Raw genomic sequence first — 18,709 nt, forward strand, 5'->3', positions numbered from 1 at the left:
CATTCTAAGCGAAATCCTTGGACTACAAAGTTGTAAAAAAAAAAGTAAGTTCAATTACAATTTTAAATATCAAAATTTCTATAAACCGTGGAAGCTGTAGAGAAAACTTTTAAGGAACGCCTCGTTGACTTTACTATGTATTGTCGGGAGCGTCAGTTCGTTTTGGGTCCACAAGAAACTGGGGATGCTTTTGAAGTTGCAGAACGGGGCTGGGTTTTAGATCGTAAACTTTTTCAGTACAGTTTGAAGGCTATTTATTGTAAGCGTAAAGAGCATTTTGATCGCTTTGATGAAATGTTCGACCGTTTTTGGAGTCGTTATTACGAAGAGAAATTAGAACAACGCAAAAAACAAATCAAACAATTTAAAAAGGAAAAAGAGACCGCCACAGTAATATTTTTGGGTACGGAATTTAAGGTGCCCAAAAAAGAAGTCAAAGAACAAGAAGCTAAAGAAACTGTTGGAGCAAATGAGAGTATACGACTAAGACTTACCGATTTTTCTAAGGTAAATATTGCTGATAAGGAAAGGTTGGAAGAATTGGCCGAAGAGCTTTTTCATCAAATGAGTATGCGTTTTAAACGTAGGCTAGAGAATGCCAACAAAGGAACAATTGATATTCGAAATACGATTCGCCACGGAATTTCTAAAGGAGGGATGTTGTTGGATTTATCCTATAAAAGAAAACGCAAAGAAAAGCGAAAAGTGATTTTTATACTCGATGTTAGTGGTTCTATGGACACCTATAGCTATTATCTTTTACGATACGTGATGGTGTTAAAGAAGTATTTTAAGAGCCTTGAATTTTTTACCTTTAGTACAACCTTGACACATGTTACCCCAATGCTCCGACAGAACAACGAACAGGAAGTTTTAAAGCAGATTAGTAAGAATGTAAATTCATGGTCAAGTGGCACTAAAATAGGGGAGTCGCTGACGGAATTTCTTTCGGAATACGGAAGTAGATTTTTGAGTCAAAAACATATTGTAGTGATTTTGAGTGACGGACTTGAAACTGGAAATGTGACAGTGCTTAGGGATGCTGTAAGAACGATACGAAGAAAATGCAAAACTTTGGTTTGGCTGAATCCGTTAAAAGGCATGGAAGGTTATCAGCCTATTCAAAAAGGAATGGTGAATGTAATGCCTCATTTAGATGCATTTGAATCGGCACACAACTTGGATAGTTTATTAAAATTGGAAAAATTATTGATGGATGTTTAACGAACTCGCGTTACAAATAGAAAAGCACCTGGCCAAAGGCTCCAACTTTGCAATTGCACAAGTGGTAGACCGCATAGCCCCAAGTTCAGGTAAAGTAGGGGATAAGGCCCTTATTTTGGAAACCGGCGAGCTTATTGGTTGGATAGGTGGTGGCTGTGTGCGCGGTATCGTTATCAAAGAAGCCTTAGATGTTATTAAAAGCAAACGCTACCGACGCGTGCGTATTTCTCCTGAAGGTGGCACACGTTCTACAGCTACGTTTAAAGAATATGTTATGTCATGCCAAAGCAAAGGAACCCTAGAAATTATGATAGAACCTGTAATACCACAACCCGAATTGATTGTAGTGGGTAAGAGTAATATTTCACGTAAATTGGTGCAAATGGCTTCGGCCGCTGATTTTAGAGTATCTGTGATGGCCACTGATGCCGATTTACTAATGTTTCCATCTGCCAATAGTGTTTCTGATAAAGTGGACTTTAGCACTTTTAAAAATTTGACAAATACGTATATAATTATTACGACCCAAGGCGAAGACGATGAGCTCTCTGTAAAGAAAGCCTTAGAAACTTCTGTAAATTATGTTGGCTTTGTAGCTAGTTCTAAAAAGTCAGTTGACATAAAAACGTATTTGATTAACCAAGGTATTTCCGAAGAGCGTATTGCTGATTTACGTAGCCCAGTAGGTTTGGATATTAATGCCAAACTTGCTAGTGAAGTGGCAATTAGTATTCTTGCCGAAGTTATTGACGATTTTCGTAAAGAAAAATCTAGTAGTGGTTCTTGTTGTGGTAGTGCTGAACGCTCCAAAACCGAGGATGATGTAAATGATCAATTTAATGAGGAGTATTATATAAATCCTGTGTGCAATGTACCTGTTTCTAAGAAAAATTCAAAACATATAGTAGAATACGCAGGGCAGAAAGTGTATTTCTGTTGTGATGGTTGTAAGGTCAGTTTTGAGAAAGAACCTGAGAAATACTTGAAAATTTAGCTTTTATATAGTTAATATTTTACATTTAATATCATTAGGAATAATAAGAAATTGTGACACGATTATGAATCCAATACTCAAAAATGTTCTGGCTGTACTTGTAGGCATCGTCATTGGTAGCATTGTAAATATGGGAATCATTATAATAAGTGGTTCAATAATTCCACCACCTGAAGGAGGTGATATCACAACTATGGAAGGTTTGAAAGCCACCATGCATTTATTTGAACCTAAACATTTTATATTTCCGTTTCTAGCTCATGCCTTGGGTACTTTAGCAGGAGCATTTGTAACGGTGAAAATTGCCGTAACCAGAAAGCAACTTATGGCCTTATTGATTGGTGTGTTTTTCTTAATCGGTGGTTCTGTAAATATATCAATGTTAGGCGGCCCTATGTGGTTCAATGTCTTAGACTTACTGATGGCTTATATTCCAATGGCTTTTTTTGGCTGGTTGTTGGGTAAAAAATAATTTTCTTAAACATAGCTATTCCCACTTAATAAGTAATGATTCATCGCTTATAAAGCGGGAATAAGTTTTTTTGACCATTGCTATTGTAGCTATTATTTCTCTATAGGATTTAAAATCTGGGTACGTACCCCTACAGAATCAATTTTAGATTTAGAGTAATATAATGGGAAATATTGGTCATTTGCCCAAGGTTCAAATAGATTGCTATAGAATGGACTGTCTGGATTTCCAGATTGCCCAGGCCCATTGGTGGCTACCGATGAATCCCAATTACCAGTATTTATTATTACTCTAAATGAGGCACCGCTGCTCTGTCTTGAATTTCCGCCTGTTGAACCTACGGTTTGGCCGTTCCCTCCCCGCGGTAATGGGCCTAAATCTAAATTGTTTTTGGTTGTCTCATTTACAACACTACTTAAAGCATGCTCCATATAGGTATGTTTGTTGTTCACTTGACCATATTGCCAATGGATCATATCTGATCCCAATCTGTTTTCTAAATTGGTCACGGCAGCTTTGAAAGCTTCACCTAAAAATTTATTTCTGCCAACTAATGGGTTTGTTCCGAATTTGTTGTCAGGTGTAATGAGCCAATCTAGTACTCGCTTTAACTGTAGATTAGGAACAATGCCTTTGCCAGCTTTGGGGACAAACATGTCATAGGCTTTCTGCATTATTTGCTCTTCCCATGCAACATAAATTGCTGCAGGAATAGAATTGGCTTCCAATTTATAATTCCATTGATTCAGTTTATCCTTTGCATCCAAAAACTTATCATTAAAACTAATTTGCTCTAATAATGGTACTAATTCACGGGCAGGAATAGAAAGATAATCAGTTTGAAGAGCCTTCAAATCATTCATTGTCATTTTACTTCCTGATTCCAGCACTTCCTTAATTCGTTCACCACGATATGGGTCGGCCCAGGAATATCCTATAGCATCCCAGTGGGTGTAATCATTTGGCGTTACGTTTTGGTTGGCGGTGGCCAAGAAGCCTTCTTTCGGGTTTACACTGTGGGGTTTTTCTATAATTGGCAAATAACCATCCCATTCATAACGTCCATCCCCAGGTACTGGAACAAGACCACTAAAATTTCTACGAATAGGAGCGATGCCTACAGCTTGCCATCCTATTGTTCCTTCTTTATCCGCCCAAATCATATTCTCCCCTGGTATGTGACTATAATTACACGCTTCTCTAAATTCTTCCCAATTTTTAGCTTGGTTCATTCTTAGCGATGCTAAATAAGGAGATCCACCGGGCTCGAGCCAAGCACAGCGCACGGCATAAGCGACATTATTCTCTTTGTCCTTATACGTTACAGGGCCATGAAGGGTATAGGCTAAATCTATGATACTATCTTTTTGACCTTTAATTTTTATAGTTTCTGAAATATGCGTCATGTCTATCCATTGGTCCTTATACTTATATTGATTTTGATTCTCAGGATTTAATTCATATACATATAGATCTTCCCCATCAGTTTCAAATACTGTTAGGCCCCAAGCACCATATTCATTATGCCCTATAGAAATACCAGGAATTTCAGGTTCTCCACCTCCAATAACATTCCAGCCAGGAGCAACTAAATGAGCCATGTATCGTAATGATGGAATTGCAATGGTTCTATGAGGATCATTTGCCATGTACGTATTACCATCTTCCATTTGTGAACCATCAACCACCCAATTATTACTTCCAATACCTAAGGAATCAGATTTAACGTTTATAAGGGACATTATCGCTTTCTCTTCACTTGTATTTCGAAATGATGGTATAATGTCTTCTTTTTTAAACTTAACGGTTTTACGATAGGCATTATAAAGCTCTAGGATATCATTACTTAATAAATTTGCATTTATAACTGGATCAATTTCTATATTCGGTTCTTTTGGATGCAACCAGAATAGTTCTTTAGTCTTAATGGTACCCAACTTTGCGACGGTACGACCTATCTGAAGTTCTTCGCCTATATTTCCTAAAAGCCCCTGATGTCTTGAAATAACAACTTCTGGTGTCCATTTCTGGGGTTTAATATTTAAAATTTGAAATTCAATAGGTAATAGTTCTGGTGTTTTTAAAATGTCTTTTATATACGCATTTACCCCATCAGTATAGGCCGTTATTATTTCAACCCCATCATCATGGTAATGATTCATTTCGGTCTTCATATCGCCTCTAAATTTGAAGAGACGTGTACCGATATCTCTTTTCAGTTCACGTTCTCCCAATATTTCAGAAACTGTACCTGTAGCTTGTCTTCGCCAAATTTCGAATTGAAAAAGGCGGTCTGCCGCAGCGGCATATCCTTGGGCATAAAAAAGATCATGTTGATTTTTTGCATAGATGTGGTTAATGCCCCATTCATCCCTAACCATCTCAACAGGTTCTTTAAGCCCATCTAGCATCAATTCATCTGATTTGGTTGTTTGTGATTCTTTACAGGAAAAGGTTATGGTCAAGATAAAAAGAATAAAAATATTTTTCATATGAAAACGAGTTTGTTGATTATAAAAAGAGGGCATATAAAAAGTCCGAACATTGATCAATTGAATCTTTTGACTATTCGAATTGATCGGACTTTTTAAATACCCTCTTAGTGTTTATATTCAGAATTGTATTAAACTTTGATTTTAAGGCTAATGGGTATCAGCTTAAATTTACAGTTTTATTTTATTCTTCCTACTACTTTTTTATTCACCTTCATATTTGCCCAAATAACGTTTCCATAGTTCGGTTTGGTGTGTTTCTAGTGAAACTGATCTACCATCTATAAAAGCATGTGTTAGCTGATTGCCTGCCATATCCAAGGCATCGCCTTCAGATATGAACAGTGTTGCACTTTTACCATTCTCTAAAGTTCCGTATAGGTCATCGATTCCTAATATTTTAGCTGTATTGCCAGTTAAAAGTTGTACAGCTAATTCTTTATCTAAGCCCTGTTGTACAACTTGACCTGCGTAGAAAGGTAAGTTTCTAGTCTGAAAATTTTCGGCATCACTATTTTGAATGGCTACCATTAACCCTGCATCTACCAATAATTTAGGAAGCTTATATGGTAAGTCATAGTCATCATCATCATAAACAGGTAAATTGTGTGTGTACTGAACTAAAACCGGAATGTTATTGCTCTTTAAAAATTCAGGAATTTTATATGCGTGATATCCTCCTATAAGAACAATCTCTTTAGTGCCATTGGCTTTTAATGTATTAATGGCATCAATGATTTCCTTTTCACCATCGGCGTGAACATATAGTTTCTGACTGCCATCAAAAATACCTTTCATTGCTGCAAAAGCAGGATTCACCTCTTTAGAAGTAGATTTGCCATATGCAGCCGCATTTTTGAAAAAAGTAACTATAGCTTGTGTTTGTTCGCCGTAATCCTTATTTGGTTGGTATCCTCTTTCTTCACCAGCCCACCAACGACCCTGTCTAAATGTATTTGGCCAATTTAAATGTACACCATCGTCTACCTTAATAGCTGCGTCTTCCCAGTTCCACGCATCAAATTGTACAATTGATGAGGTGCCAGAAATTCTTCCGCCAGTTGGCGCTATCTGGGCAATTAAAACCCCGTTAGGACGCATACTTTCAACAACTTTTGACTCTGCATTGTAGGCGATCAAACTTCGTACATGAGGAATAAATTCTCCAAGTTCATCTTCATCTTTAGTTGCTCTTACCGCATCAATTTCAACCAATCCTAAAGTTTTTGCAGGTGCAATAAATCCCGGATATACATGTTTGCCAGTAGCATCGATTACCTTTCCTTTACGGGCGATTTTCATTTTAGAGTCACCAACAAAAGTCAGTTTACCATCTTCGAACATGATTAGGGAACTTTCAATTACTTCTCCATTACCTAAATGAGCTGTTGCACCTTCAATGGTGATGGCTTCTATTTGTTTAGGAGCAGGTGTTTGTTGGGCCATGGTTTGTAAGACCAAACCAAAGGCTATTAATAAGGTTATATATTTTTTCATTTCTGTAATTTTTGTTTTTGTGATACTTCGCATTAGATGGTGGAATTAAAGACTTTCACAAGTGAAATCTCTTTTAACACTTTGCTTAGGGCCTTGTGTTTTTTTACCTCCGCTTTTTTCTTTAAGCATCATAGTAACCAACTCATTTCGCTCTTTTTTAATCTTTTCACGGTTTTGCTTATCCGTTTCTAAATCAAAATACGTAGTTCCTTCTATCATTGTTCTTTCTGCTTTAGAATAAACCGATAAAGGACTACCGGACCATAATACTACATCTGCATCTTTTCCTTCTTTAATGCTACCTACGCGATTATCTATATGTAATAGTTTAGCAGGGTTGATAGTAACCATTTTCCACGCTTCCAATTCGGTCAAGCCGCCATACTTTATGGTTTTTGCAGCTTCTTGATTTAACCTTCTTATCATTTCTCGGTCATCGCTATTTATAGCGGTAACAACATCTTGTTTTTGCATTATAGCAGCATTGTATGGTATGGCATCATTCACTTCATATTTATATGCCCACCAATCGCTAAATGTGCCGGCACCAGCACCATGTTCTGCCATTTTATCGGCAACTTTATAACCTTCAAGAATATGGGTGAAGGTGTTTATTCTAAACCCGAAATGTTCGGCAACCTTCATCATCATATTTATTTCGCTCTGAACGTATGAGTGACATGAAATAAAACGTTCGCCATTTAGTATTTCAGCCAAAACTTCCATTTCCTCATCATAACGATACGGCTCTCCGTTTTTCTTTTTGGTGTCATATTCCTTGGCTCTTTGAAAGTAGTTCATATAAAGTTGTTCTACACCCATTCGTGTTTGTGGAAAACGAGAGTAACTACCCCAATTACTTTGCTTTACATTTTCGCCTAAAGCAAATTTGATAAACTTAGGCGAATTGTCATAGATCAAACCATCGGCCTCTTCGCCCCATTTTAATTTTAAGATTGCTGATCTGCCACCTATTGGGTTAGCCGAGCCATGTAATAATTGAAGGGATGTTACTCCACCAGCTAGGGAATGATATATACCCATATGTTCAGGGTCCACAACATCTTCCATTTTTACTTCGGCAGTGCTATTATGACCTGATTCGTTTACTGCCAATGCGGCTATATGGCTGTGCTCGTCAATAATACCAGCAGTTAAATGCTTACCTGTAGCATCTACCACTTTAGCGCCTCCAGCGCTTAAATTTGTTCCAATCTTCGCTATTTTTCCATTTTTGATAAGTACATCGGTATTTTTTAAAATACCGGCTTCTTCACTTGTCCATACCGTAGCATTTTTAAATAAAACAGTTTCTGATTTTGGTTTGTTTGCAAAACCATATCCTACATTCGGATACATTACAGGCATTACTTTCGACGCATCTTTAGCTTTGTCATCTTTACCTTCTTTTTCTTCAAAAGCTTTAGATTTAGCTGCTGTGAATTGAGTTTCTGTTCCGTTAGGTGAAACTAAAAGGCCTGAAAGATTATCAGAACCTTCTGTTGTCGCTCCGGTCATTCTATACGTATTATCACCATTATCCGTAGCAAATGACATAATCAACCAATTGTTGTCATATGCTATTTTAGAAGCCAGTTTCATAGTATCTTGTTTTACCTCTATTGAAGGTTTTGAAACTTCACCAGTTATTGATATAACGTACATTTTACCTTGTACGTTTAAGTTGTAATCTCCACGAATATCTTTTGTATCCATGGAATTGATGACACTTTTTGAACCTTGTACCCAATTTTCGAATAAGGTAGTTGAACTGTCAAACACATCACCTGAGGTTATTAAAAAGTTCGCGTAAGCACCAGTTTTTAAGGAACCAATTTGATTTGATTTTCCTAAAATTTGAGCCGGTATAGTGGTTAATGCCTCTAAGGCCTTAGTTTTTGGTAGTCCATATTTAATGGCTTTCATTAATTTTTCCTTGAAATTTGAAGGAGATTTTAAATCATAGGTAGTTAGAGAAAACTGAATGCCATTGTCTGCCAATACTTTTGGGTTAGTAGGTGCTTGGTTCCAAAAACGCATATCTTGTAAGGAAACATAACCAACTGCATATGGGTCAGAAACGTCATAGGCATCAGGGAAATTAATTGGAATTATAAATTTTGCATTAGTTGCTTTAATTTCTTCGATTCTTTCAAATTCATTACCACCACCTAAAATAGTATATTGAATTCCATTAGCATCTCCAATTTTATCGGCACGCAAATCATTTCCTTTGTCTTTCGCTTCAAAAATTTGAACTAAATTTTTATTGGTATTCAAAGCTTCTAATGAAAGGTCAGTTGTTGTAGAATTACCTTTTGAATACCAATCGGCGTCACTATACATTTGTCTTAGCAATGCTAAGGCGCCCATTAATGAGCTAGGATATGATTGACCTTTAGCAATACTTTTGTCTAAAGAAAAATACTGTGCAGACTTATCATCAAGAATACGGTTAGCATCTGTACCTTCACCATTTAAAGCAATTAAGACTCCGGTTCCTCTTGCGATACCATCTTGTATATGAGAATTTACGACACCAAAACCAGCTTCACGTAAAACTTTGGCCTCCTTATCATCATATTTAAATTTGGCAATGGCTTTATTCTCTGGCATAATGTGATCGTTCCAATAATAGCCATCTCTAGAAGGCGCATATTCTGCAGATCGCCCACTACCTGGTTTCTTTTTAGGTTGTTCAACTCCAAATTTTGAATATACATCAATAAAAGATGGATAAATTGACTTTCCTTTTAGGTCAATAATTATTGAGTTTTCTGGTATACTGACCGTACTAGAAGCACTTACAATTTTACCTTGTTGAATTAGTAATGTTCCCTTTTCAATTATTTGTGTTGGAGTTACATAAATTTTGGCGTTGGTAAAAGCCGTGTAGTTATTGTTGTTGGCTTTTACCCCTGCATTTTCAGGGAAATACTCTTGAGCGGTTAAAATACTGCTACACCAAAGAAGGCATAGCGCAAAAAATAGTTTTTTCATTATGTATGGTTTGAATTAGTTCTTTAAAAATACTGGGATTTACCAGTACATACAGTCTATTTTACTTTTGTTTAACAGTTGAAAGTTCTTTAATTCATAATATGCATTTTAATCTTAAAATATTATACGAAAGACTGTTATTCTATAATTTGATTGCGGAATGTATAAACCAATTATAGTGGCTTTTGCTTATGGTAAGCGACCAAAAGAGATACAACAGCATTGTAACTTCTAATACCTTCGGTTTGATTATTAGCTTTTAGAAAAGAATTGAATATTGATTTGAAAACTGGTTCCATAGGATTTTCGTAAGAATTCCAAAAATTCGACATTTCCTGAAAGTTGTTCTTCACACCAGGATTTAAAGTGGATAGTAAACGGTTGAATTCTTCTTTGTCTGAGCTTCTTATATCACTTAAACAATATCCTAATGCATATGCATAGCCTGCATATTGAAAATAGATGTCATTATTATTAGCAGTAACCAAATAGCCTATAAAATTAGTTTCGTTCTCAGCAGAATATCCCAATTGATGGCCAATTTCGTGACCAACTACCACAGGAAATCTAAAATTTGGAAGTAGACCGTTTACTTGGGCTTCATTCGTGAAAGGATTCAGATAGCCAGCGTAACCCATATATGTTAATCCAGTGCTGAAAAGTGATTTTTTTACACTAGGTCTGTCATATGCAAGAAACGGGTGAATAGTTTTAAGATGGTCATAACCTTGAATAGTTTTATTGAAAATTTCCTTTTGAGAATAAGGGATATTAACGGCTAAGCTAGAGTCTTTAGTAATTGCAACCTGAGATTCGTTCGTCTTTTGAATCAATTTTTCTGTAAATTCTAGTAAATCTTGGTACTCTTTATTTGGTGACAACTGTAATTTTTGGGACAAGGGTTCACGGTAGTAATTCATTCCCCACATAAAATGAAAGGTGAAATATGCGACAGAAAGTATCATTAATACGTTGCGAACAAAAGCCAATTTGTTTTTCCAGATAGATTTTCTATTTCGATATAGATATGTAATTGCTAGTATTATTAGCGCGAAATAGATCAGGTCTCCAATTGAAAAAGGAATCCAACCGAACAATATCCTAAAAAGTCTAGAGATAAAGGGATAAAAACCCGTGCTATAATAATTCTCAACGAATTCTGAGTAGTTGCCGAGGCATTTTACGATTACGATTTGGGGAATCAATGAAAGTGCTATGGCATTTTTAAATGATATCTTCATTATCTCAAAAATAGCGAAATCCTTTTTCTATGAGTATTTTTGTGGTCATTAACTATGAAAATAAGTTATGAATATTAATCAGTTGGAACCTAAATCGGTTTGGAAGAATTTTTCAAAATTAAATGCAGTACCTAGGCCTTCAAAAAAGGAGGGAAGAGTAATTGCTTTTATGTTAGGATTCGGTAAGGAACTTGGCTTGGAAACTTTTTCTGATGCCATTGGTAATGTTATTATTAGAAAGCCGGCAACTTCAGGAATGGAGAGTAGAAAAATGATAACGCTACAAAGCCATTTAGATATGGTTCATCAAAAAAATACAGATACTCAATTCGATTTTGATGTACAAGGCATAGATATGTTCATAGATGGTGATTGGGTAAAGGCTAAGGGAACGACCTTAGGTGCTGATAACGGTATGGGAGTAGCAGCAATAATGGCATTGCTTGAGAGTGATTCAATTACTCATCCTGCTCTTGAAGCATTGTTTACTATTGATGAAGAAACAGGTATGACTGGTGCCTTTGGGTTGGAAGGAGGTATTTTAAAAGGGGAGATACTTTTAAATCTTGATACAGAGGAAGATGATGAAATTGATATAGGTTGTGCTGGCGGTATTGATGTTACTGCAACTAGATCATATAATAAAAAGCCAGGTAAACATGGTGATACGGGACTTGAAATCACTATTAAGGGATTGAAGGGTGGACATAGTGGAATGGATATTCATAAAGGGCTTGGTAACGCAAATAAAATCATGAACCGCTTTCTTTATTTGGGTCTAGATTATAATTTGCGAATTAGTTCTTTAGAAGGTGGAAGTTTACGAAATGCCATACCTAGAGAAAGCATTTGTCGATTGAATGTTGGGAGAAAGCATGTTGCTGAGGTTATTACAAAATTTAATGCCTTAGCTGATACTATTAAAGCAGAATTAACAGTACAAGAACCTAGTATTACTATTAGCTTAGAGGAGATTAAGCCGGCGAATGAAGTAATGGGCCTTGGTACTCAAGGCAAGTTCATAAAAGCCGTTTATGCCGCTCAAAATGGGGTATATGCGATGAGTGCTTCAATTGATGATTTGGTAGAAACTTCGAATAACATCGCAAGTGTTTTGGTTAAAGATGGCAATATTACTATTTCATGCCTAACACGTTCTTCAGTTGATTCTGCAAAACTGGACTTGGCAAATTCGCTACGATCTGTTTTTGAATTGGGAGGTTTTAAAGTGGAATTTAGTGGTTCTTACCCAGGTTGGAATCCTAATCCGGATTCCAAAATACTTTCAATAACTAAGTATACTTATATAGATTTATTCAAAGAAGAACCAAAGGTAATTGCTTGTCATGCCGGTTTGGAGTGTGGTATATTAGGACAAAACTATCCCGATATTGATATGGTAAGCTTTGGTCCTACAATTTTGGGAGCTCACTCACCAGATGAGCGCGTGAGTATTTCTTCTGTTCAGAAATTTTGGAAATTACTATTAGAAATTTTAAAAAATACAAATTAAATAAATGCATAAAAAAACCCATTAGCTTAAACTAATGGGTTTTTTAATATATAATGATTTTAATTTGTAATGCCTGTTATTTCTAAATCAAATACGACATCTGAATTTGGCGGAATTGGGCCAGTGCCTTGTTCGCCCCAGCCAAGGTGTGATGGTATAAATATGCGAAGTTTATCGCCTACCTTCATCGTTAACAATGCTTCTCTGAATCCAGCAACTAATCTAGATTCCGGAGAATAATCCATAGGTACAGCCATATAGCCGCCACCTTGTTCTCTGTTCCAATCGAAAGTTCCGTATTTACGAGCAACCTCTTCATAATTACTGTCGAACAAAGTACCATCCATCAAATAACCAGCATAAAAAACATTTACTTTTTGCCCTACTTTAGGCCTTTCACCATCTCCGTTTTTTAAAGTTAAAATTTTAAGTCCAGATGGTAAAGAAGTAGCTTTCGCTTTTTCATCTTCTATTTGCATTGCAAACTCTTCCTTCACTTTTTTAACAGCTTCTATTTTTTCAGCCTTTTCTTTCTCTATTGCAGCTAACCTATCTTCTTCTCCATCAAAGTATGCTGTAATAATTTTGACTGCATCAAATTTACGAGCCTCTTTGCCATTACGTATAATTTCTACAGTATTCATGGTAACAGGTTCTACAGGTTTATTACCAGCACCAACTGCTACATTAGCGATGGAATCAACAACATCCATGCCCTCTATAACTTCACCGAAAACAGTATGTTTATTATCTAACCAAGGTGTAGCTTTATGAGTAATGAAAAATTGACTTCCATTTGTGCTAGGTCCTGAGTTGGCCATAGAAAGAATACCCTTTTTGTCATGTACCAAAGAGTCATTGAACTCATCCATAAATTTATATCCTGGGTTTCCCGTTCCTTGCCCTAATGGATCACCACCTTGTATCATAAAATCTTTCATGACCCTATGGAATATTAGCCCATCGTAATACTTTTTACCTTTATATTCTTCACTTACAAAAGTATTTGTACCCTCTGCAAGCGATACAAAGTTTGCAACAGTTACAGGGGTTTTACCTTGCTCTAGGCGAACGATAATATCACCTTTAGAAGTTTTTATATCGGCAAAGATGCCGTCACCTAAGTCAGCTCTTTTACTGGTTTTACAGCTGGTCATAATTAAAGCGATAACTGCAAGCAAGTACATTTTTTTAATCATAATAGTTATTTTAATTTACTGTATTATCTTCTTGTTTTTCAATTTGTAAAATGGTAATTGTTGATTTTAAAGGAATGTTGCTCCCAATTTTGTTCTCATCACCATGATACCCAAATGCTATTGAAGAAGGAAACAAAAAAGTAGCCCGTTCATTTACCTTTAGCATTTTAACAGCATCACGAAGTCCTAGAAAAAGCTCCTGTTTATTAACCTTGTAGGTTATAACACCAATATCTTCCTTTGAGTAAATAGTGTCATTGTCCAAAGTTAAAATATCATAGTTAAACACTACTAAATCACCTGTTTTAGGAGTATATTCACTTTCTTCATTGACATTTAAATAATGGTACCATGATCCAGATGCACTATGGGAATAGTGTTTTAAAGAATCAAGTTTTATAATATCTTGAATTTTACTTTCTTCTGCTTCCAATAATTTTCGACTCCTTTCAATAGATTCTTTGAAAAAACTACCACTTTTTGTTTGAACCGGTTTTCTAGGTTCTGGACCATCGCAGCTACTAAAAATTATAAAAAGAAATAATAATGAAACTAATCTCATGATTGTAATTGATTCTTATATAATGGTAATAATGAAGTAAAGTATTTTATGGTTTCTTCTATCGAATAATCACTTTTTCCACCAGCCGCATTGGTATGGCCGCCGCCATGAAAGTGTTTCCTTGCGAAGTCATTTACTGAAAAATCACCCACTGATCTGAATGATATTTTAAAAATACCCTCTTCTTTATTTTCAATGAATATTACTGCAAAGCGAATACCGTCTAATGTTAACCCGTAGTTAACAAAGCCTTCGGTATCTCCCTTTTGATAACTATAGGTGTCTAGCTCGTCTTGACTTAAAGTGATATATGCAGTAGAATATTCTTCTAATATGACCATATTCTTTAAAGCACATCCCAACAAATGTAGCCTGCTTGGCGAATTGGTGTCATATATACGGTGATGAATTTCTGTGCCCTCTGCACCTTTGTCCATAAGGTCGGCAATAACTCTATGTGTATTGCTTGTAGTAGCAGCGAATTTGAAAGAACCCGTATCTGTCATTATTCCTGTATAAATACAGTTGGCCATTTCAGAGGTTATACTATTCTCATCACCTAATTTTTTAATTAGAACATAAATCATTTCACAGGTTGAACTCATACTTACATCTGAATACATAATTTTCGCATAATCAGATGGCTCTTGATGATGATCGACCATTACAAAAGTGGCACTCGAAGATTCTAATGTTTCGCTCATGTGACCTACACGACCTAAATGATTAAAATCTAGCGTAAAAACAATATCTGCATTTTTAATACATGACTTTGCTTGTATGTTTTCCTTTTCGAAATTTAATATCTTATCTGCTCCTGGCATCCACTTTAAAAATTTCGGATAATCATTAGGAGAAACAATACTTGCAGTATGTCCACTATTAATGAGATAATGCCAAAGCGCCAACGTAGAGCCGATAGCATCTCCGTCAGGATTTTTATGTGGTATAATCGCTATTTTCTTTGAAGAAGAAAGCAGCTTTTTAAGCTCATTTAGGTGCTCTAAATTCATGGCGCCAAAGATACAATTTAATAATATAGGCTTTAAAGCGAATAACTTAATTTTACTTATTCATAACTTACTATCATGAAAATTTCTTTAATTTCTATTTTTACGATTCTATTACTTTCTTGTTCTACAAATAAAAAGGTGACAGTTGACAAGGTAGACAAGACTGATTTTGTTCTCGCTTTTGGTTCTTGCAATAGAACGGATTTACCAAATTTGTTATGGGATGATATTTTAAATACAAATCCTGATGTTTGGGTTTGGGGCGGGGATAACATTTATGCAGATACCGACGATATGGAAGCGTTGAGAACAATGTATACTGAGCAAAAGAAGAATAAAGGGTATAAAAAGCTTATTGAAAACATAGAAATCATCGGTACTTGGGATGATCATGATTATGGACTTAATGACGGTGGTGTAGAATTTCAGGCTAAAGCGGAAAGTCAACAAGAGTTTTTGAATTTCATGAATGTTCCAATGGATAGTCCATTAAGAAAACAAGAGGGAGTCTATAGTTCAAAGAAATATGATTTAGAGAAGGGCAGTATTAATATAATAGTTTTAGATACCAGATATTTTAGAACTGCTATAACATTGGATACTGAAACAGATAAAAGAGTAAAGCCCAATGAATATGGCGTGGGCACTGTACTTGGAGAAATTCAGTGGGCTTGGTTAGAAAAGCAATTGAACCAATCTAATGCAGATTTTAATGTTATTGTAAGCAGTGTTCAAGTTCTATCTAATGAGCATGGTTTTGAGGCATGGGGTAATTTCCCTCATGAGGTAGATCGTTTAGAAAAATTAATTTCTAGTTCTAAGGCTAAGGGAGTTATTATATTATCTGGAGATCGTCATATCTCTGAATTTTCTCAAACACAAATAGATGACAACAATTATCCATTAATCGATTTTACGAGTAGTGGACTCACGCATGCGTATAAAGGATATACAGGAGAGCCTAATCCGTATAGAGTTGGGAATGTTGTTTTTATAGAAAGTTTCGGAACTTTAGAGTTCGATTTTAGTTCTAAGAAGGTTGATTTTAAGATAATTGGCGACAACGGTGTTGTCTTGCAGAAATTAGAACAACGCTATGAATAGTTGTGAGTTTTGTGGAAAAACGTATTTTTGCGCAAAAATTAAGATATGAGTACGAATAGAACCTTTACTATGATTAAGCCAGATGCCGTTGAGAATGGGCATATTGGGGCAATATTAGAAAAAATTACAGCTGCCGGGTTTAAAATAGTGGCTATGAAATATACACAACTTAGCTTAAGAGATGCGCAAGAATTCTATGGTGTACATAGAGAGCGTCCTTTCTTTGGTGAGTTGGTTGAGTTTATGACAAGAGGACCAATAGTTTCCGCTATTTTAGAAAAAGAAAATGCTGTTGAAGATTTTAGAGCATTGATAGGTGCTACTAATCCTGCAGATGCAGCAGAAGGTACTATTCGTAAAATGTTCGCTACTAGTATTGGTGAAAATGCAGTACATGGTTCAGATAGTGATGAGAATGCTGCCCATGAAGGTTCTTTCCATTTTGCTGGAAGAGAAATTTACTAGATTAGAAAAAATAATTTTTAATAAGCCAGTTCGAAAGGACTGGCTTATTTATTTTCCTTCAACCATCATTTAGCGTAGTACTATTTTTTTTACCAGTTCTTTACCTATTTCTTCATTGATCATGCGTATTATTTTCGATTTCCCTAAGCTTAATTCTTCTCTTAATACCGATGAGGATAGAGAAACATAAAGGGTGTCGAAACGTAATTCAATTTCGGTCGTGTAATTATTTACCCCATTACCCATAAGTCTTACCCATGCCTCTCGTGCATCTACTTTATCCATTCCCTTTTCTAATTTATTCTTTTGAATAAATGCAGAAAGAGCGTCTTTCATAGATGTATTTTCATTGTCTCGCCTTGCCATTATGGGTTTATATTTATAGGTTCAAATCGTTCATATGTATAGGTGATGTCTTGGTCGTTTTTTACCGAGAAACTTTTTTCTGTAAGAGAGATTAAAACTTCTTCCCAAGTATTAAGTTCGGTGGTGTAATGCATAAAGACAGAATCATTGGCGACTATAATAAGTATCGGCTCGGCATCGTTCGAAGTTTCGAATGTGCCATTGAATTTAGGACTCATTTTTTTTCTAAAACCCCTTAAAGAATCTAAACTGATGTAATCGACTGTGGTATTTACCGAATACTCTTTTTTGGTACCATCCTTAAAGATAACCTCTTTTATTTCCCAGTAACCATTTAAAAGATGTAATTGCTCTTGGTCAACTTTTGAGCCACATGAGATAAATGATAAAGTACAAAATAGAAGAAGTTGTTTCATTATTTAAGTTTGAATATTTTATATGACTGATGAATTTTTTTTACCACACTTTCTGTCCGTTCTGCATGGGTATCACTTAAGAAAATCTGACCAAAGTTCTCGTCATTGACCAAAGTGATAATATGTGATACACGATGTTCATCTAATTTATCGAAAATATCATCTAAAATTAAAATTGGAGTTGTGCCACTTTGCGATTTCATAAAATGGAACTGCGCGAATTTAAGGGCTATCAGAAATGATTTTTGTTGACCTTGACTACCGAATTTTTTAATAGGAAATTCACTTATCTCGAAATTAAGATCGTCTTTATGAATGCCAACACTGGTGTATTGTAATGCGCGATCCTTATCTAGGTTTTTGTTTAGTAAAGTCAGTAGGTCGTCATGTAGTAATTTACTATCGTAGCTAAGTGATACTTTTTCAGTATCACCGGTAATAGCTTTATATTGCTCCTGAAAAATCGGAATAAATGCTTCTAAAAAAGAAGTTCTTTTATTGAATATTTCAGTGCCGTAAGTATGTAATTGTTCATTGTAAACTGCTAAAGTATCTTTGTTAAAGGTGCGATTAGCGGCAAAATATTTTAAAAGTGCATTTCTTTGTGATATTACCTTATTGTAATTGATAAGTTGCTGTAAATACTTTTTGTCAGATTGAGAAATGACACCATCAATAAATTTGCGGCGAGTATCACTACCCTCAATTATTAGATCACGATCTGCAGGGGAAATAATTACTAACGGTAGTAAACCTATATGGTCTGCAAAACGCTCATAGGCTTTGCCGTTTCTTTTAATTATTTTTTTATTGTTTCTTTTTAAACTGCACACAATTTTTTCTTCTCGGTCATCTTTTTCGAAGGTTCCGTCGATTACAAAGAAGTCGGATCCATGACGAATATTTTGAGAAGAAATAGGATTAAAGTAGCTTTTTCCAAAAGAAAGATGGTAAATAGCATCGAGAATATTGGTTTTGCCAATGCCATTATCACCGACAAAACAATTTATCTTAGAATCGAATACAAGTTCTTTAGACTCAAAATTTTTGTAATTGATCAATGTTAATTGTCTCAGCAGCATTAAATTTTTTAAATTTTGGATTTGGAAGGATGGAAACTACCTAAAAATATCCAAAAATAACGAATAAAT

General features: G+C 35.5%; 16 protein-coding genes. 6 read left to right on the plus strand and 10 right to left on the minus strand.

Features of this window, described 5'->3' with window-relative positions; genetic code table 11:
* The first annotated feature begins 87 nt into the window (after positions 1-87).
* The 3 genes from AACZ41_RS13090 to AACZ41_RS13100 all read left to right on the plus strand — a co-directional run bounded on the left by AACZ41_RS13090 (position 88) and on the right by AACZ41_RS13100 (position 2,690).
* Positions 88-1,224, plus strand: coding sequence for a VWA domain-containing protein (locus AACZ41_RS13090; RefSeq protein WP_339628957.1), 1,137 nt, complete (start codon positions 88-90; stop codon positions 1,222-1,224).
* On the plus strand, positions 1,217-2,218 hold the full coding sequence (locus AACZ41_RS13095) for an XdhC family protein (protein ID WP_339628958.1): 1,002 nt from the start codon (positions 1,217-1,219) through the stop codon (positions 2,216-2,218). The genes AACZ41_RS13090 and AACZ41_RS13095 overlap by 8 nt, the downstream gene beginning before the upstream one ends.
* 64 nt (positions 2,219-2,282) lie before the next feature.
* Entirely contained in the window at positions 2,283-2,690 is a 408-nt protein-coding gene (locus AACZ41_RS13100) for a hypothetical protein (protein ID WP_339628959.1), read from the plus strand.
* Between the two features lie 92 nt (positions 2,691-2,782).
* Here AACZ41_RS13100 and AACZ41_RS13105 read toward each other — a convergent pair whose 3' ends face one another.
* The 4 genes from AACZ41_RS13105 to AACZ41_RS13120 form a co-directional block, all read right to left on the minus strand.
* The gene (locus AACZ41_RS13105) at positions 2,783-5,182 is read right to left on the minus strand and encodes a penicillin acylase family protein (RefSeq protein WP_339628960.1); all 2,400 of its coding nucleotides are present in this window, start codon (positions 5,180-5,182) and stop codon (positions 2,783-2,785) included.
* A 204-nt stretch (positions 5,183-5,386) separates the two neighbouring features.
* A complete protein-coding gene (locus tag AACZ41_RS13110) occupies positions 5,387-6,679 on the minus strand; it encodes an amidohydrolase (RefSeq protein ID WP_339628961.1) in 1,293 nt (430 codons plus the stop codon).
* A gap of 45 nt (positions 6,680-6,724) precedes the next feature.
* Positions 6,725-9,679 carry an amidohydrolase family protein gene (locus AACZ41_RS13115; RefSeq protein WP_339628963.1) on the minus strand — a complete coding sequence of 985 codons (2,955 nt, stop codon included), beginning with the start codon at positions 9,677-9,679 and terminating at the stop codon, positions 6,725-6,727.
* A 173-nt stretch (positions 9,680-9,852) separates the two neighbouring features.
* Positions 9,853-10,920, minus strand: coding sequence for a DUF3810 domain-containing protein (locus tag AACZ41_RS13120; protein ID WP_339628964.1), 1,068 nt, complete (start codon positions 10,918-10,920; stop codon positions 9,853-9,855).
* 67 nt (positions 10,921-10,987) lie between these two features.
* On the opposite strand from AACZ41_RS13120, the gene AACZ41_RS13125 reads away from it, so the two are divergent.
* Positions 10,988-12,433: an aminoacyl-histidine dipeptidase gene (locus tag AACZ41_RS13125; protein WP_339628965.1), complete on the plus strand. Its 1,446-nt coding sequence runs from the start codon at positions 10,988-10,990 to the stop codon at positions 12,431-12,433.
* A gap of 59 nt (positions 12,434-12,492) precedes the next feature.
* On the opposite strand, the gene AACZ41_RS13130 is transcribed toward AACZ41_RS13125, so the two are convergent.
* The 3 genes from AACZ41_RS13130 to AACZ41_RS13140 are packed head-to-tail and all read right to left on the minus strand — an operon-like array spanning position 12,493 to position 15,207.
* The gene (locus AACZ41_RS13130) at positions 12,493-13,632 is read right to left on the minus strand and encodes a peptidylprolyl isomerase (protein WP_339628966.1); all 1,140 of its coding nucleotides are present in this window, start codon (positions 13,630-13,632) and stop codon (positions 12,493-12,495) included.
* Between the two features lie 10 nt (positions 13,633-13,642).
* Positions 13,643-14,194 (minus strand): gliding motility-associated peptidyl-prolyl isomerase GldI, encoded by a 552-nt coding sequence (gene gldI, locus AACZ41_RS13135; RefSeq protein ID WP_339628967.1) that lies wholly within the window; start codon positions 14,192-14,194, stop codon positions 13,643-13,645.
* Positions 14,191-15,207, minus strand: coding sequence for a DHH family phosphoesterase (locus AACZ41_RS13140; RefSeq protein WP_339628968.1), 1,017 nt, complete (start codon positions 15,205-15,207; stop codon positions 14,191-14,193). The genes gldI and AACZ41_RS13140 overlap by 4 nt, the downstream gene beginning before the upstream one ends.
* A 75-nt stretch (positions 15,208-15,282) precedes the next feature.
* Between AACZ41_RS13140 and AACZ41_RS13145 the strand changes: the two genes are divergently transcribed.
* Together AACZ41_RS13145 and AACZ41_RS13150 are read left to right on the plus strand one after the other, a co-directional pair.
* Positions 15,283-16,311 carry an alkaline phosphatase D family protein gene (locus AACZ41_RS13145; protein ID WP_339628969.1) on the plus strand — a complete coding sequence of 343 codons (1,029 nt, stop codon included), beginning with the start codon at positions 15,283-15,285 and terminating at the stop codon, positions 16,309-16,311.
* Between the two features lie 45 nt (positions 16,312-16,356).
* Entirely contained in the window at positions 16,357-16,776 is a 420-nt protein-coding gene (locus tag AACZ41_RS13150) for a nucleoside-diphosphate kinase (protein WP_339628971.1), read from the plus strand.
* Positions 16,777-16,845: 69 nt separating this feature from the next.
* Here the strand turns inward: AACZ41_RS13150 and AACZ41_RS13155 are convergent, their stop codons facing one another.
* The 3 genes from AACZ41_RS13155 to AACZ41_RS13165 are packed head-to-tail and all read right to left on the minus strand — an operon-like array spanning position 16,846 to position 18,640.
* Positions 16,846-17,142, minus strand: coding sequence for a DUF721 domain-containing protein (locus tag AACZ41_RS13155; RefSeq protein ID WP_339628973.1), 297 nt, complete (start codon positions 17,140-17,142; stop codon positions 16,846-16,848).
* Positions 17,142-17,558: a hypothetical protein gene (locus AACZ41_RS13160; protein ID WP_339628974.1), complete on the minus strand. Its 417-nt coding sequence runs from the start codon at positions 17,556-17,558 to the stop codon at positions 17,142-17,144. Before AACZ41_RS13160 ends, AACZ41_RS13155 begins: the two co-directional genes overlap by 1 nt.
* Positions 17,558-18,640, minus strand: a complete 1,083-nt coding sequence (locus AACZ41_RS13165) for a DNA replication/repair protein RecF (RefSeq protein WP_339628975.1) — start codon at positions 18,638-18,640, stop codon at positions 17,558-17,560. The genes AACZ41_RS13160 and AACZ41_RS13165 overlap by 1 nt, the downstream gene beginning before the upstream one ends.
* Positions 18,641-18,709 lie beyond the last annotated feature (69 nt).

Origin of the sequence: uncultured Maribacter sp. (genome assembly GCF_963974015.1) — a bacterium.
Classification (GTDB): domain Bacteria; phylum Bacteroidota; class Bacteroidia; order Flavobacteriales; family Flavobacteriaceae; genus Maribacter.

Coding starts and splice junctions, on each gene's coding strand:
- AACZ41_RS13095 (WP_339628958.1), top strand. CDS start 1,217: ATGTTTAACGAACTCGCGTTACAAATAGAAAAGCACCTGGCCAAAGGC.
- AACZ41_RS13160 (WP_339628974.1), bottom strand. CDS start 17,558: ATGAAACAACTTCTTCTATTTTGTACTTTATCATTTATCTCATGTGGC.
- AACZ41_RS13110 (WP_339628961.1), bottom strand. CDS start 6,679: ATGAAAAAATATATAACCTTATTAATAGCCTTTGGTTTGGTCTTACAA.
- AACZ41_RS13105 (WP_339628960.1), bottom strand. CDS start 5,182: ATGAAAAATATTTTTATTCTTTTTATCTTGACCATAACCTTTTCCTGT.
- AACZ41_RS13130 (WP_339628966.1), bottom strand. CDS start 13,632: ATGATTAAAAAAATGTACTTGCTTGCAGTTATCGCTTTAATTATGACC.
- AACZ41_RS13140 (WP_339628968.1), bottom strand. CDS start 15,207: ATGAATTTAGAGCACCTAAATGAGCTTAAAAAGCTGCTTTCTTCTTCA.
- AACZ41_RS13145 (WP_339628969.1), top strand. CDS start 15,283: ATGAAAATTTCTTTAATTTCTATTTTTACGATTCTATTACTTTCTTGT.
- gldI (WP_339628967.1), bottom strand. CDS start 14,194: ATGAGATTAGTTTCATTATTATTTCTTTTTATAATTTTTAGTAGCTGC.
- AACZ41_RS13120 (WP_339628964.1), bottom strand. CDS start 10,920: ATGAAGATATCATTTAAAAATGCCATAGCACTTTCATTGATTCCCCAA.
- AACZ41_RS13100 (WP_339628959.1), top strand. CDS start 2,283: ATGAATCCAATACTCAAAAATGTTCTGGCTGTACTTGTAGGCATCGTC.
- AACZ41_RS13125 (WP_339628965.1), top strand. CDS start 10,988: ATGAATATTAATCAGTTGGAACCTAAATCGGTTTGGAAGAATTTTTCA.
- AACZ41_RS13165 (WP_339628975.1), bottom strand. CDS start 18,640: ATGCTGCTGAGACAATTAACATTGATCAATTACAAAAATTTTGAGTCT.
- AACZ41_RS13155 (WP_339628973.1), bottom strand. CDS start 17,142: ATGGCAAGGCGAGACAATGAAAATACATCTATGAAAGACGCTCTTTCT.
- AACZ41_RS13150 (WP_339628971.1), top strand. CDS start 16,357: ATGAGTACGAATAGAACCTTTACTATGATTAAGCCAGATGCCGTTGAG.
- AACZ41_RS13115 (WP_339628963.1), bottom strand. CDS start 9,679: ATGAAAAAACTATTTTTTGCGCTATGCCTTCTTTGGTGTAGCAGTATT.